Origin of the sequence: Pelotomaculum sp. FP (assembly GCF_004369245.1) — a bacterium.
Taxonomy (GTDB): domain Bacteria; phylum Bacillota; class Desulfotomaculia; order Desulfotomaculales; family Pelotomaculaceae; genus Pelotomaculum_C; species Pelotomaculum_C schinkii.
On record NZ_QFGB01000032.1, the window covers coordinates 34731 to 48553 of the forward strand.

Consider the following 13823-nt stretch of genomic DNA (forward strand, 5'->3'; position numbering starts at 1 on the left):
AGAAGAATGAAAAAGGTATTGATTATTGAAGACGACCAATGTATTGCGGAACTGGAAAGAGACTATCTGGAAATAGACGGATTTGAAACGGATATTGAACTAAACGGAAGAACAGGACTGCAGCGTGCTTTGCAAGGAAACTACGCGATTATCATATTAGATGTCATGCTGCCTGAAATAGACGGTTTTGAAATCTGCAGGACAATACGCAATAGGAGTAATGTACCTATCATTATTGTCTCTGCCAAAAAAGAAGATATTGATAAAATCAGAGGATTGGGGCTAGGAGCTGATGATTACATGACTAAACCTTTCAGTCCTGCCGAACTGGTTGCAAGAATTAAATCCCATCTTGCCCGCTATAATCGCCTTGTTGATCAAAAAGTTGTCAATCGCCCCGAAGAAATAAAAATTAAAGGACTGGTAATCAATAAAAGCTCCCGGCGTGTTCACCTGAATGGCCAGGAAATTCCATTTACCGCCAAAGAATTTGATCTGTTGGTCTTCTTGGCTGAGAACCCTGATCGGGTGTTCAGTAAAGAACATATTTTTGAAAAGATCTGGGGTGTGGATAATGTGGGAGAGATTGCGACAGTAGCCGTTCACATCCGGAGAATCCGTGAAAAAATAGAAGAAGATACATCTAATCCGGATTATATTGAAACCATATGGGGTACAGGATATCGTTTTAATATTTCCTGATTTCGATTAAGCAATGACCTATCAATAAGTTAAAATTAGGTACCCGGTATCTTATTCTTTATTCTGGTAAATGACCTGCTTGGGATAGGGGATTTCGATACCGGCCCGGTCCAGCGCGTACTTAAAGCGCTTGCGCAGCTCTCTTTCTACAGCCCAGTGTTCACCCGGCAAAGTAGGCGCCACGGCGCGAATATCTACCGATGAAAGCCCCAGTTCAATAACGCCCTGCACCTGGGGCACATCAATAATGGCTTCGATTTCCCGGCAGGCTGCTTCACACTCATCTTTCAATACCTTGATGGCCTGGTCGATATCTTCTTCGTAGGCGATACCCACCGTTACCTGGGCCAGCATGGGTCCCCGGTTGTAGTTGGTCACCTGGGTAATCCCCCCGTTGGGGATGATGCTAAGCTCACCGGTCCACTGGCGGATCTTACAGGTGCGCAGCCCTATTTCCTCCACGGTGCCGGTTACCGCGTCTATTTGCACAAAGTCGCCCACACTAAACTGGTCTTCAAATAATATAAAGAACCCGCTGATGACATCCTTGACCAGGTTTTGCGCGCCGAAACCTACCGCCAGGCCAAGGATACCGGCGCTGGCCAGGATGGCGCTGGTGTTAACGTTGAAAATTTGCAGGATCATCAGGCAGGCCATGAAGAAAACGAGGTAAGTGATGGCGCTACGCAGCAGTATTTCCAGGGTTTGCGCCCGGCGGCCGGTCGTTTCGTGATTATCAAAAACCTGCTTCACAACCAACTGGCCGAAATTAATGGCCAGCTTCGCTCCAACCAGGATCCCGATGATTTTTAACACTTTGGCGCCCAGCGTTTTTAAATCGTCCGGTGAAATGAGCTTCACATTGAAAATTTCCAGGATCACTATAGCCGCTATAAAATAACCCCCATAGAGGATTATTGTCTGCAGTAAAATACGCGCCGAACGTATAGCTTCGTCAGAAATAACCCCCTTCTCTGCCTGCTCGCTATCGCCCTGCCCGCTTTCTCTCAATACCCGGTTCGAGAAGCGGTAAAGCACCTTGATAAGGATGTACGTAAAAACTAATACTAAAACGGATAATACCAGGTCGTATAAGAAAATTTGCATCTGATCGGGGATAAACAGATCCTTAATCCAGTCCATATATAACTCCAGCTGCTTATCGATAATTGTAGCCACCTCGCAATAAAACAAGACTATTGTCGGATATTATATCACAAAAATTTCCGATTTCCCATATGGCTCAGCATTTCCTTCAGCAGTAATTAAACAACCCTGCAAGGCTAAATTTTTAAAACTCAGGCATAAAAAGTGCATGTATCCGTTTACAATGCCATAACTCCGGTATACTGCCATATGCTACCATATATCTCATTTGACATAAGAAATATTTATAACTAAAATTACATCAAGACATATTGAATATCAAAGACCATTCTATCAGCGCCGAGTCTTCCCAAAAGGAAGAGCGGGGGAACCAATTTTTGGGGTTAATCTGTTTGAGACGTGTACATTTCACATCTCAAATGGTAGGGCTACCCTTAGTCCGCATCCGTCAGCTAACCTCGTAGGCGTACAAGGGAAGAATTGGGCTGTATATTTTTTTGGCCGGATCTTTCTTCCGGCCATTTTATTTTCAATATACTTCCTTTTTATTCTTCCTTAACCCCATTGTTACCCTAATGCTGTTTAGCCGGGGGAGAAAAATTGACAGGAGGTATTTAACCTATGAATGCAAAAATCTTATCCCTACAATCCAGAAACACTGTAGACTGGATGGATTGGCGATGGCAAATGAAGCACAGGCTCCAGTCGGTGGAAGAACTGGCCGAATATATCGACTTCAATAATGAGAAGATACGGGATATCCAGATGGCCTGCGATGTCTTCCCTATGTCCATCACCCCCTATTATGCATCGTTGATCAACAAGGATGACCCCAGGTGTCCCATTCGTATGCAGTGCATACCAAATCCCCAGGAACTTATAGAGGGACGCGGCGATATGGACGATCCTTTACATGAGGACGCAGATTCTCCCGTACCCGGCCTGACCCACCGCTACCCCGACCGGGTGCTCCTGCTTGTCACCAACGAGTGTTCCATGTACTGCCGGCACTGTACCCGCAAGCGCAAAGTGGGCGACAACAACAGGTGCACAACGGAAAAGGATATTGACCTTGGCGTTGAATACATTAAAGCCCACCCGGAAATACGTGATGTCCTGCTGTCGGGAGGAGATCCTTTTATACTTTCCACCAACCATTTGGAACGAATCATCCGCAAGGTGAAGGAAATTCCACATGTACAGGTAATTCGCATTGGGACCCGTACCCCGGTGGTCATGCCGCAAAGGATTACTGACGAGCTGGTCAGGATGCTCAAGAAATATCATCCTGTCTGGATCAATACTCATTTCAACCACCCGCGTGAATTCACGCCTGAAGCTGTCCAGGCCCTGGCCAGGCTGGCCGATGCCGGAATTCCCTTGGGCAACCAGACGGTCCTGTTGAGAGGCGTCAACGACTGCCCGGTGATTATCAAGAAACTGTCGCACCTCCTGGTGAAAAACCGTGTTCGTCCATATTATCTTTATCAGTGCGACTTATCCCGGGGCATCGAACATTTCCGTACTCCTGTAGCCAAAGGGATAGAAATCATGGAAGCGCTAATCGGCCATACTTCCGGTTTTGCCGTACCCACTTACGTTGTGGACGCGCCGGGAGGAGGCGGCAAAATCCCGGTCCTGCCTAATTACCAGCTGTCAATGACCAACACCAAAACTGTATTGCGCAACTACGAGGGCGTCATATGTGTCTACGAGGAACCCCAAAACCCTGGTTCCGGTTGCTCCCCCACCTGCTCCTTGTGTAAGGAACACATTATCAGGCATGAACCGGTCGGCCTGCAAAAGCTGTTTGACCCATCCAACCTGACTGTAAGCCTGGTGCCGGAAGGAAACCGGCGCAAAGCTCGCTATACCGCTCGTAAAGGAGAAGCTCATGTCTATCGAAATCAAAAAAAATGAAGATATTTACTTGGATCGCTGGGAAATCATAGAGGGCAATGCTTTTGACTGCCGTATTCTGGTTTCACCCTATAACCGGCGAATTACTGTCTATGAATTCAACCTTACACGGGACCATGCTGCAGGAGAAATGGTTGAACTCCTTGCGGGAAAGGCTTTAGAAAACGGCCTCGACAAGATCTGGCTTAAATCCAAAACCGGTTATATGAACGCTTTTGCAGGCGCCGGGATGAAGTTGGAGGCAGCTATTCCCGGTTATTATAAGGGCAAGGAGACAGCCCTCGTCTTTGCCCTGTACCTAAGCAACCAGCGACAAACACCTTCACACGCCAGAGGCAAGGAATTGGTCGATCAATTGGTATCCAAGTTCAAGGACGGAACAGTAAAACGTATAATTCCTGACGGGATAACGTTTAAGTGGGGTGAAAAGGAGCATTGCCCAGCCCTGGCCCGGTTATACAGAAAGGTTTTTACTACTTATCCATTTCCGGTTTTTGATCCCGATTACCTCAAATCGACCATCGCTCAAGACAGTACTTACTATATAACAGCCTGGCACAACAGAGAGCTGATAGCTGCCTCCTCGGCAGAGATAAACCGCCCCCAGCAAAACGCGGAGATGACTGACTTTGCCACGCTCCCCCAGTGGAGAGGGCACGGGCTGGCCAGTTTTCTCCTGGAACAAATGGAAACCCGGCTGAAGGGTGAACGGTTCCGGTGTCTGTACACCATCGCCCGTAGTAGTTCAATTGGTATGAATAGTGTGTTCGTCAACGCCGGATATGGTTATTATGGAGTATTAATCAAAAATTGTAATATTGGTGTGGGATTTGAAGACATGAACGTATGGGCTAAATTACTATGAAAGTCCTGACGCCCAAAAAAGACTCGCCGGCATCGGCGAGCCTTTTGTTTATGGCAAGCTAAAAAGCGTTCTCAATATGTTCCAGCTTTTTTACCCGGCCCTCTCCGTCAAACAGGACCGCTATGACATCAAACCTGCAGCTTGCGTTGGTCTTACCCACCGATTTGAGATAATGCCAGGCCAGCTGCCTGAGCTTCATCTTTTTCCGGCTGGTAACCGATTCCTGAGGCAAGCCGTAATCGTTGGAACTGCGTGATCGAACCTCAACAAAGACGATGACATCCCGCTCGCATGCCACGATGTCGATCTCTCCGAGCCTGCAGCTATAGTTTCTGCATAACACCTGGTAGTTATTATTTTCCAGGTACTGAGTTGCAGCGTCTTCACCCTGCCGCCCCAGCAGCTTTCGCCGGATAGTCATTCGCATCACCTGCAAACTCTAACATCGATAGCTGAAAAACAACATAATTTCCAGCATCCGGATGCGTGGTAATTCATTCGCACAAACGCTCACGCCCAGATGGGCATAGAATAGTTCCCAATGCCGCTGACCCGGAGACAGGGTTTGCACCTACATTTCCAGACCCACCCGAAGTGTTATTTCCATGTTCAAAGCAAAGTGGCATTTTGTTGTTTTCACAGTCGTATCTGCAAACTTATCCGAACAAGCCCCCATCCGCCTGTTCCGTCATATCCTTGACAGGCTGGAAGCCGGCCCGGTGGATCGGGCAGGGTCCGTAGAGTTTCAGAGCGCTCAGGTGTTCCGGTGTGGCGTAGCCTTTATGGCGATTGAACCCGTATTGGGGATAGAGCTGGTCGTAAGAGTCCATGATCCGGTCTCTTTCCACCTTGGCCAGGATTGAAGCCGCCGCAATAGAGGCGCTGAGGCCGTCCCCGCCAACGAGCGGCATCTGGGGCAGGTTGAGTCCGGAAATTTTAAAACCGTCAACCAGCACAAAGACGGGCTTATCTTTTAGTCCCAGCACGGCGCGCCGCATGGCGGTGAGTCCGGCCTGGTGGATATTCTCCTGATAAATTTCTTCAACCGTAGACAGGCCGATAGCCCAGGCCAGGGCAGCCTCTTTAATCTGCCGGGCCAGAGTTTCCCTCTTGGCGGCAGTAAGCTTTTTGGAATCGTTTAAATCCTTTAGATGGATTACACCCGGTAAAATAACGGCTGCCGCCACTACCGGCCCGGCCAGGGGCCCCCGCCCCGCCTCGTCCACACCTGCTATGGCCGCATGGCCTTTGGCCCACAAATCCTCCTCGTACAGAAACATCCCGGCCAGGCGCTTATGCTCGGCCTCCTTGATATTTTCAGCCCGTTTCCACCGCTGGTACAGATTACGCACCCCTGCCCTCGGGTCTTCTGCCATAGCGGCAAGGATCTCTTCCAGATCCTCACGGGGGCTCTTGAGAAGCTCTTTTATTTGCGCCAAAGACAAGCCCGTAAGAATCAATAAAACCCCCGGCCTTTCGAGATTAATGAGGTTCAAACGGGCGGTCTGTCCAGGGTGTATCGCCCCAGTTTGCCCTCCCGGAATTCTTTAAGAACGATACGGGCCGACTTTAACGAGTCGACGGCCCCGCCGGATATGTAAAAACCCCTGCGCGCCCCGACAGCCTCCAGCAATTGTTCCGGCTCAGCCGTCAAGTCCTCAATCTGGTACCGCTCCCGTATCGCTTCAGGGTAATTGTCAGCCAACCACTTTAAAAGCTTGCCCGCTGTCCCATAAAGGTCATAGACTTCGTCCTTGATCGCCCCGGTCACGGCCAGGCGGTAAGCCGCTTCCTGGTCCTCCAGCTTCGGCCACAGAATACCCGGGGTATCAAGCAGATCAATGTTGCCGGCCACCCTGACCCACTGCTGGCCGCGGGTAACCCCGGGCTTGTCACCGGTCCTGGCGGCGCGCTGACCTACCAGCTTGTTGATAAAAAAGGACTTCCCGACGTTGGGGATGCCCAGCACCATGCAACGCGGCGCCCTCGGCCGCCTGCCGTTCGATACCAGCGCTTGTATTTTGGGAGCCGCCAGCTTGTTGACCTGCCCGGAAACATCTCTAGCCCCACTCCCGCTGATGGAATCAACGGCAACGGAGGGGAAACCGGCTTTAGCCAAAACAGCCTTCCAAAGCCTGGTCTGTTCCGGGTCTGCCAGGTCTGATTTATTTAATATCACCAGGCGGGGTTTTTGCCCCGCCAGCTCATCTATATCGGGATTGCGGCTGCTGGAGGGTATCCTGGCGTCCAGCACCTCGATAACAACATCGACCAGCTTCAAGTATTCCTTGACCAGCCGCCTGGCCTTGGCCATATGGCCTGGGTACCACTGTATATCCATAGGTCACCGTTTCAAATAGACTAGTTTATAATGCGGATCCTGTCCAGCGGCCAGTAAATCAGGACCGCCTTGCCAATCATGAGGTCCCTGGGCAGGAACCCCCAGACCCTGCTGTCATCACTGTTATTGCGGTTGTCACCCAACATCAGGTAGCTGCCCTGAGGTACCTCTCTTGGCCCGTAGTCATTAAAGCGCAGACCCGCCGGCAGGTAATCTTCAGGTACCGTCTGCCCGTTTATATAAAGGCGGCTGCTTTTTAGAGCTACCGTCTCACCGCCTGTGGCGATCAGCCTTTTGACAAAATTACGTTTCTGATCAAGCGGGTATTTGAAGACGACAACATCCCCCCGCGCAGGGTCCTGGAAATGGTAATTCAATTTGCTCACGATAATCCGGTCGCCTTCCTTTAAAGTAGGCTCCATCGAACCGGATGGTATGTAGAAAGGTTCCAGGATAAACAGCCTGATCAATACGGCCAGAACCACCGCGATAACGATGGACTCAGTAATCTCCCTGAAGAAGGAGCTGTTTTTCGGTTTTTCCGGCAACTCTTCTATGCTTTTATCCTCCACCGCGCTTCCCCCCTGTTTCTTCCCGGCATTACCAACTCTTTTTTTGCCCTTCAGCGCTAAAAAACGAAAAAGGGACTGCGCCATGTCCAGTCCCTTTCCATCTACCGCTTATCTTGAATACGGGCAGCCTTGCCGCGCAGTCCGCGCAGGTAGTACAACCTGGCCCGGCGAACCCGGCCTCTCCTTACTACCTCAATGCGTTCAATTTTTGGTGTGTGCAGGGGAAATGTTCTTTCCACCCCTACCCCATAGGAAACCCTGCGAACTGTAAAAGTTTCGCCGATGCCGCCGCCCCTGCGCCTGATTACAACGCCTTCAAAGACCTGAATTCTCTCGCGGCCGCCTTCAACAACCTTAACATGTATCCGGACCGTGTCACCGGGATTGAACTTTACTATATCCTTTTTAAGCTGTTCCTGTTCAAGCGATTGGATGAGGTTCATCAAGAAGTCCCTCCTTCCCTCTAGATCTTAAGTACATAATGTCAAATTAAGCTTGAGATCTTTTGCAAAAAAATAGGATACCCGAGCACACTAACAGCCCGCGTTTGCTCAACAAACGTTATTATAGCATAAACAGTGTGGCGCGGCAAGAATTTTCCTGGAAAACATACCCCAGTAAACCCTGGCTGGTTTAATCCAGATCAAGACTTGCAAGGTCTTGCAGCACTTCTCTGAGAATGGCTTTATCCTCCCGGGTCAATTCCGCCTGCTCCAGCAGATCCGGCCGGCGGGCCAGGGTGCGCAGCAGTGAGTGCCGCCTTCGCCACTTCCTGATTTCCTCATGGTGACCGCTTAGGAGGACCTCCGGTACCATTTGCCCGCGGTATTCCCTGGGCCTGGTATAGTGGGGATACTCCAGCAGGCTGGTCTGAAAAGATTCCTCTTCAAATGAAGCCGCCTCTCCCAACACGCCCGGCAGCAGACGCGCCACCGCGTCCACCACCACTGCCGCCGGTAGTTCTCCGCCGGTCAGGACGTAGTCCCCGATGGAGATTTCGTCCGTTACCATTGTCTCCCGCACCCGCTCGTCTATCCCCTCGTAGTGGCCGCAAATCAACAGCAGGTTTTTCTCGCCTGCCAGGTCCATAGCCAGGGCCTGACTAAAAGGTCTGCCCTGGGGACACATCAGGAGCACGCGATGGGAAGACTGACCGTACCGGCCCACGACGTTTTCGATCGCATTGGTCAGCGCCTCCGGCCCCATGACCATCCCCGCGCCGCCCCCGTAAGGGGTGTCGTCCACAGTGTGGTGTTTGTTGGTTGAATAATCGCGAATATTAACCAGGTTGACCTCGATGACGCCGCGTTCCCGGGCCCTTTTTAAAATGCTGGAGGTCAAGGGTCCCGTGAACATCTCCGGGAAAAGGGTGAGGATATCAAATCTCATTTAATCAGCCAGCCCTTCCGGCAGTTCAACCAGCATCCTTCGCCCCGGCAGATCAATCTCCCGGACAACCTGCTTGAGCGCAGGAATCAGGAGGGGTTTACCTGCGGTTTCCACCACGTAAACATCGTTGGCTCCGGTCTGGAGCACATCCGTTACTTTTCCCAGAAGTGTTTGATCAAGATCAAATACACTCATACCGACAATATCAAATATGTAATAACTGCCTTCCTGAAGCGGTACCAGTTCCTGGCGGGTGACCTCAAGGTAACAGTCCCTGAGCTTATCGGCGGCATCCATGTCTGTGATTTCTTTAAACTTGATGGTCAGGAATTTGCCGTGCGGTTTTATTTCCTCAATGGTGTAGTCCGCGCCGCCGTCCCGGAGCTTAACCCTGACTCGCTTCATACCTTGAAAGCGTTCGGGAAAATCGGTCAGCGGCAATACCCTGACAGCTCCCCGGTGTCCCTGACTCTTAAGTATTTTTCCAATCCGGATGAATTCATCACGCATGGCCGTGGTCCTTTCCGATCCCCCCCTGCCTGATTTCAATGACGGTACCGTCCTGAACAATAACCTCCACACCCAGCACTTTACTCCAATCATCGCCAAGTTTTAGCTCAACCGGGCTTTCCATTTTGCTGAACAGTACCTCCGTGCCTTCGGCCAGTTGTCCTATCCCTTTGAGCTGGTCGAGCAGCTGCCGGCGTTTTTCTTGGCGCAGGCTGCGCTCCTGGTCCAGGCGCTGCCGGGCGACGGCAAACCCCTGGGGGTTTTTCTTTTCCAGTTCGGGAACCAGCCGCCTTTCCTGAAAATCAAGGCTCTGCAGCTCCAGTTCAACCCGCCGCAGCGCTTCCTGCACTTCAGCTGCCGCCGCCTTCTTATAGGCGTCTGTAACTTTTACCTTGACCAGCACCGGCCGGATCAGGTGAATAGCTTCCATAGAAAACCTCCGGATTGGGACGTGAGACGTGAGTCGTGGGACGTGGGTATATTTTAGTCGTAAGTCGTAGGGCGTAGGTATATCCTGCATTCCTATGGGTCAATGTGCGAATGAACCAATCATGATTTTTCAATCACAAACTACCAATGAAAATATGCACCCACATTATCATCTTTAAGCTGGTTTTGATGTAGGTGCAATTTCAATCGCACAAAAACGCAAAGTCCTGCAAGGCTTAAGGGAACGTCTAGGGGTGTATTTTACCCCTAGACGATTTCCACGATAACTTTTTTGTTCTGCCTGGCTGCCGCGGCCTTTACCACCATTCTGATGGCTTTGGCGATGCGGCCCTGCTTACCGATCACTTTGCCCATGTCTTCCTGGGCAACCCTGAGTTCAATGACAATAGACTTGTCTTTTTCCACCAAATCAACAACTACTTTGTCCGGCTGGTCAACGAGGGCTTTGGCCAAAATTTCAACAAGTTCTTTCATCTTTGAGCCTCCCTATCTACTGACCCTCTTCGACTGTTTTTTTCAAAACGCCTGCCTTGTTAAATAGGGCCTTGGCTGTCTCGGAAAGTTGCGCTCCTTTTTTCAGCCAGTCCAGGGCTTTCTCCTCATTGATATTAATCACCACCGGGTCCTTCAGGGGATCATAATATCCAATTTCTTCAATAAATCTGCCATCTCTGGGGGAACGGGAATCAGCTACAACTATACGGTAAAACGGAGCCTTCTTCGCTCCCATCCTTCTCAAGCGGATTCTAACTGCCACGAACTTCACCTCCTTTTATTATATCCCTAGCTAAAGAAAGGCAATTTGGACATTTTGCCGCCCTTCTTTAAATTTTTTTCCATGTCCATAAATTGTTTCATCATCTTTTTGGTCTGGTCAAATTGTTTCAAGAGCCTGTTTACCTCCTGCACAGAAGTGCCGCTGCCCCTGGCAATCCGTTTTTTGCGGCTGCCGTTTAATACTCTTTCCGGCTCACGCCGCTCATCCGCAGTCATGGAGTGGATGATGGCTTCCACATAGACCAGTTCTTTTTCATCGACCTGCAGGTCCTTTAACTTCTTTGCACCGCCCAGGCCGGGAATCATCCCCAGGATCTGCTCCAGCGGCCCCAGTTTTTTCACCTGAGAAAGCTGATCCAGAAAGTCATCCAGGGTGAACTCCAGTGAGCGAATTTTTTTCTGCATCTGGACCATCTGTTCGGCATCGAAGTTCTCCTGGGCCTTTTCAATCAGGGTGAGCATATCCCCCATACCCAGGATCCGCTCCGCCATCCGGTCGGGATAAAAAGGTTCCAGGGCGTCAAGCTTCTCTCCCACACCGGCAAACTTTATCGGCTTCCCGGTAACCGCGCGTACTGAAAGCGCGGCGCCGCCCCTGGTGTCGCCGTCCAGCTTGGTCAGGACTACTCCGTCCAGGTCAAGGCGGCTGTTGAAGGCCTCTGCCACATTGACCGCCGCCTGGCCGGTCATGGCGTCGATCACCAGGAGGATTTCGTGGGGGGCAATAGCCTCGTTCATGTTGACAAGTTCAGCCATGAGCTCCTCATTTACTTCCTGGCGGCCGGCGGTGTCGATAATGACCAGGTCCTGGCCGTTTTGCACAGCGCTGTCCGCGGCAGCCCGCCCGATGGCGACGGGAGCTTTACTGTCGTTCAAGGTAAATACAGGTATATTCAACTGCCCGCCAAGGACCTGCAGCTGCTTAACGGCAGCCGGACGGTACACGTCGGCTGCGACCAGAAGCGGCCTTCTCCCCTGTTTGCGCAGGAGGTTGGCCAGCTTGGCGGAGGTGGTGGTTTTGCCGGCGCCGTTCAAGCCGACCATCATCACCACGGTAGGGGGTTTGGGGGCAAGGTTAATTTTACTATTGGAACCACCCATCAGCAAGCTGAGTTCATCGTGTACAATTTTTATAACATGTTGAGCGGGATTGAGGCTGGACAGAAGCTCCTGGCCCACCACCCGCTCTTTAATTTTGGCAATGAAATCTTTGACCACCTTGAAGTTGACGTCCGCTTCCAATAGCGCCAAACGCACCTCACGCAAGGCCTCGGTCACGTCCGACTCGGTGAGCCGTCCTTTGCCCCGGAGCTTTTTAAAAGTATCCTGCAGCCTTTCAGCCAGATTGGCAAACATAAGCGTTGGAATCCTCCCTTCCACCGATAATGTTTATTTATTGACCATATCCAGGATTTCCGTTAGAATTTGCCTGGCCCGCAGCACCCTGTCGTCCTTGCAGGCCGAACTGTACTCGTCCAGAAGGAGCGCGGCGGCAGCCAACTTATTTCTTTCGTTGTTGAACTTCTCCACCAGACCGAGTTTGCTCTCGTACTCGTTTAGAAGCTGCTCGGCCCTTTTCAGGGTATCGTGCACGGCCTGGCGCGTGACCTTGAACTCGCCGGCGATCTCTCCCAGGGACAGGTTCTGGCCGTAATACAGCTCCATAAAGTCCTGCTGGCGCCGGGTCAGCAGTTGGCCGTAAAAATCGTTGAGCAGGTTAATCCAGGCTACTTTTTCCAGCAGTTTACTCACCCCGCCAGCCTATAAAGGATTTCACCTTTACACAGATAGATTCTACAGAAATAGCTGTCAAATGTCAAGTTGTATTCCATTTTTTTACCTATAAGGAGGGTATTTTGCCCTGACATAGAAAATAATATAGTGCACAGTTACGTGCACATCAGGCGCGTATAACTTTAATCATAATTATATAAAGGGGTGACAGCATTGCAGGCTAAACAATTGCAGCGCAGCGCTTCCAGGCCGGCCGGGTTCCTGTCCCTGCCCGAAGCTATAAAACAAAGCCGGGAGCAGGTTGTGGAGAACCACAAAAATTACCTAAACAGCAGCCTGGTCATGATGATGGGTCTTATAGGTTTTGATAAGCATTTCACCAGGGCCGAGGGTATTTACGTCTGGGACAACAAAGGCAACCGCTACCTTGATTTTCTAGGCGCCTACGGGGCGCTCAACCTGGGCCACAACCACCCGAAAATTATCGACGCCGTCAACCAGGTCAAGGAAGTGCCCAACCTGCTCCAAGCCTCCCTCGGCGCCTTGCCGGCAGCCCTGGCCAAAAACCTGGCTTTGGCCGCCCCCGGTGACCTGCGCCGCTCTTTCTTCGGCAACAGCGGCGCCGAGGCGGTCGAAGGAGCCCTTAAACTGGCGCGCGCCGCCACCGGCCGGACAGCTTTTGTTTACTGTGAAGGCTCTTTCCACGGTAAATCTTTGGGCGCGCTGTCGGTTACCGGCCGTGAAAAATACCAGAAGACCTTTCAGCCTCTCGTGCCTGACTGCCACAGTGTCCCTTTCGGTGACCTCGATGCGCTGGAGACACAGCTGCGCGACCAAAGCTGCGCTGCCTTTATTGTAGAGCCGATCCAGGGAGAGGGCGGGATCATCATACCGCAGGCAGGCTACCTCTCCGGTGTCAGGCAGATCTGCTCCAGATACGGGACGCTGTTGATTTTTGATGAGATCCAGACCGGCTTTGGCCGTACCGGCGAGATGTTTGCCTGCCAACACGAAGGTGTCGCCCCTGATATTATGTGCATGGCTAAATCACTTGGAGGCGGCATCATGCCTATAGGCGCCTACATCACTACCGATGAAATCTGGAAGAAGGCTTACGGCAGCATGGAAAAAGCCCTGCTGCACACCTCCACTTTCGGGGGCAACACCTGGGCGGCCGCCGCCGGTATCGCAGCCCTGGAAGTAATATTCGAGGAAAACCTGCCGGAAAAAGCACGTGTAAACGGCGCCTACCTGCTGCAGGAACTTCGCAAGCTGCAGGAAAAATACCCGCTTTTAAAAGATGTCAGAGGACGCGGCCTGATGGCGGGCATTGAATTCAACCAGCCGGGGAGCCTGGCCGGCAAAGCCACCTTCGGACTGGCCAGCAAGCTTTCCGAGGAATACCTGGGCACCCTGGTGGCGGGCGAACTGATGAACAAGTACCACATCATCACCG

General features: G+C 51.4%; 17 protein-coding genes and 1 riboswitch. Of the genes, 4 read left to right on the forward strand and 13 right to left on the reverse strand.

Annotated elements, in window-relative coordinates:
• Positions 1-6: 6 nt before the first annotated feature.
• Complete coding sequence (locus tag Psfp_RS13025) at positions 7-702, forward strand: response regulator transcription factor (protein ID WP_134218977.1); 696 nt, start codon at positions 7-9, stop codon at positions 700-702.
• Positions 703-753: 51 nt separating this feature from the next.
• On the opposite strand, the gene Psfp_RS13030 is transcribed toward Psfp_RS13025, so the two are convergent.
• A complete protein-coding gene (locus Psfp_RS13030; protein ID WP_134218978.1) occupies positions 754-1845 on the reverse strand; it encodes a mechanosensitive ion channel family protein in 1092 nt (363 codons plus the stop codon).
• 291 nt (positions 1846-2136) lie between these two features.
• Positions 2137-2291, forward strand: a riboswitch (cyclic di-AMP (ydaO/yuaA leader).
• Between the two features lie 139 nt (positions 2292-2430).
• On the opposite strand from Psfp_RS13030, the gene ablA reads away from it, so the two are divergent.
• A complete protein-coding gene (ablA, locus tag Psfp_RS13035) occupies positions 2431-3729 on the forward strand; it encodes a lysine 2,3-aminomutase (RefSeq protein WP_134218979.1) in 1299 nt (432 codons plus the stop codon).
• Entirely contained in the window at positions 3704-4594 is an 891-nt protein-coding gene (gene ablB, locus Psfp_RS13040) for a putative beta-lysine N-acetyltransferase (protein ID WP_134218980.1), read from the forward strand. The genes ablA and ablB overlap by 26 nt, the downstream gene beginning before the upstream one ends.
• Positions 4595-4652: 58 nt before the next feature.
• Here ablB and Psfp_RS13045 read toward each other — a convergent pair whose 3' ends face one another.
• The 12 genes from Psfp_RS13045 to ylxM all read right to left on the reverse strand — a co-directional run bounded on the left by Psfp_RS13045 (position 4653) and on the right by ylxM (position 12373).
• Entirely contained in the window at positions 4653-5015 is a 363-nt protein-coding gene (locus Psfp_RS13045; protein WP_134218981.1) for a YraN family protein, read from the reverse strand.
• A 235-nt stretch (positions 5016-5250) separates the two neighbouring features.
• Positions 5251-6090 (reverse strand): ribonuclease HII, encoded by an 840-nt coding sequence (locus Psfp_RS13050; protein WP_243120636.1) that lies wholly within the window; start codon positions 6088-6090, stop codon positions 5251-5253.
• A complete protein-coding gene (gene ylqF, locus Psfp_RS13055) occupies positions 6087-6935 on the reverse strand; it encodes a ribosome biogenesis GTPase YlqF (RefSeq protein WP_134218982.1) in 849 nt (282 codons plus the stop codon). Before ylqF ends, Psfp_RS13050 begins: the two co-directional genes overlap by 4 nt.
• 20 nt (positions 6936-6955) lie before the next feature.
• Positions 6956-7507 (reverse strand): signal peptidase I, encoded by a 552-nt coding sequence (gene lepB, locus Psfp_RS13060; RefSeq protein ID WP_243120637.1) that lies wholly within the window; start codon positions 7505-7507, stop codon positions 6956-6958.
• Between the two features lie 101 nt (positions 7508-7608).
• The gene (rplS, locus tag Psfp_RS13065; protein WP_134218984.1) at positions 7609-7950 is read right to left on the reverse strand and encodes a 50S ribosomal protein L19; all 342 of its coding nucleotides are present in this window, start codon (positions 7948-7950) and stop codon (positions 7609-7611) included.
• 190 nt (positions 7951-8140) lie between these two features.
• Positions 8141-8896, reverse strand: a complete 756-nt coding sequence (gene trmD / locus Psfp_RS13070) for a tRNA (guanosine(37)-N1)-methyltransferase TrmD (RefSeq protein ID WP_134218985.1) — start codon at positions 8894-8896, stop codon at positions 8141-8143.
• Complete coding sequence (gene rimM / locus Psfp_RS13075) at positions 8897-9445, reverse strand: ribosome maturation factor RimM (RefSeq protein ID WP_348981145.1); 549 nt, start codon at positions 9443-9445, stop codon at positions 8897-8899.
• A complete protein-coding gene (locus tag Psfp_RS13080) occupies positions 9399-9836 on the reverse strand; it encodes a YlqD family protein (RefSeq protein ID WP_134218986.1) in 438 nt (145 codons plus the stop codon). Before Psfp_RS13080 ends, rimM begins: the two co-directional genes overlap by 47 nt.
• A gap of 266 nt (positions 9837-10102) precedes the next feature.
• Positions 10103-10330, reverse strand: a complete 228-nt coding sequence (locus tag Psfp_RS13085; RefSeq protein ID WP_134218987.1) for a KH domain-containing protein — start codon at positions 10328-10330, stop codon at positions 10103-10105.
• A 16-nt stretch (positions 10331-10346) separates the two neighbouring features.
• Positions 10347-10613, reverse strand: a complete 267-nt coding sequence (rpsP, locus tag Psfp_RS13090; RefSeq protein WP_134218988.1) for a 30S ribosomal protein S16 — start codon at positions 10611-10613, stop codon at positions 10347-10349.
• Between the two features lie 26 nt (positions 10614-10639).
• A complete protein-coding gene (ffh, locus tag Psfp_RS13095; RefSeq protein WP_134218989.1) occupies positions 10640-11989 on the reverse strand; it encodes a signal recognition particle protein in 1350 nt (449 codons plus the stop codon).
• Positions 11990-12022: 33 nt separating this feature from the next.
• On the reverse strand, positions 12023-12373 hold the full coding sequence (gene ylxM / locus Psfp_RS13100; protein WP_134218993.1) for a YlxM family DNA-binding protein: 351 nt from the start codon (positions 12371-12373) through the stop codon (positions 12023-12025).
• 207 nt (positions 12374-12580) lie between these two features.
• Here ylxM and Psfp_RS13105 point away from each other — a divergent pair.
• On the forward strand, positions 12581-13823 hold a 1243-nt coding region (locus Psfp_RS13105), incomplete at its 3' end, for an aspartate aminotransferase family protein (protein ID WP_243120638.1).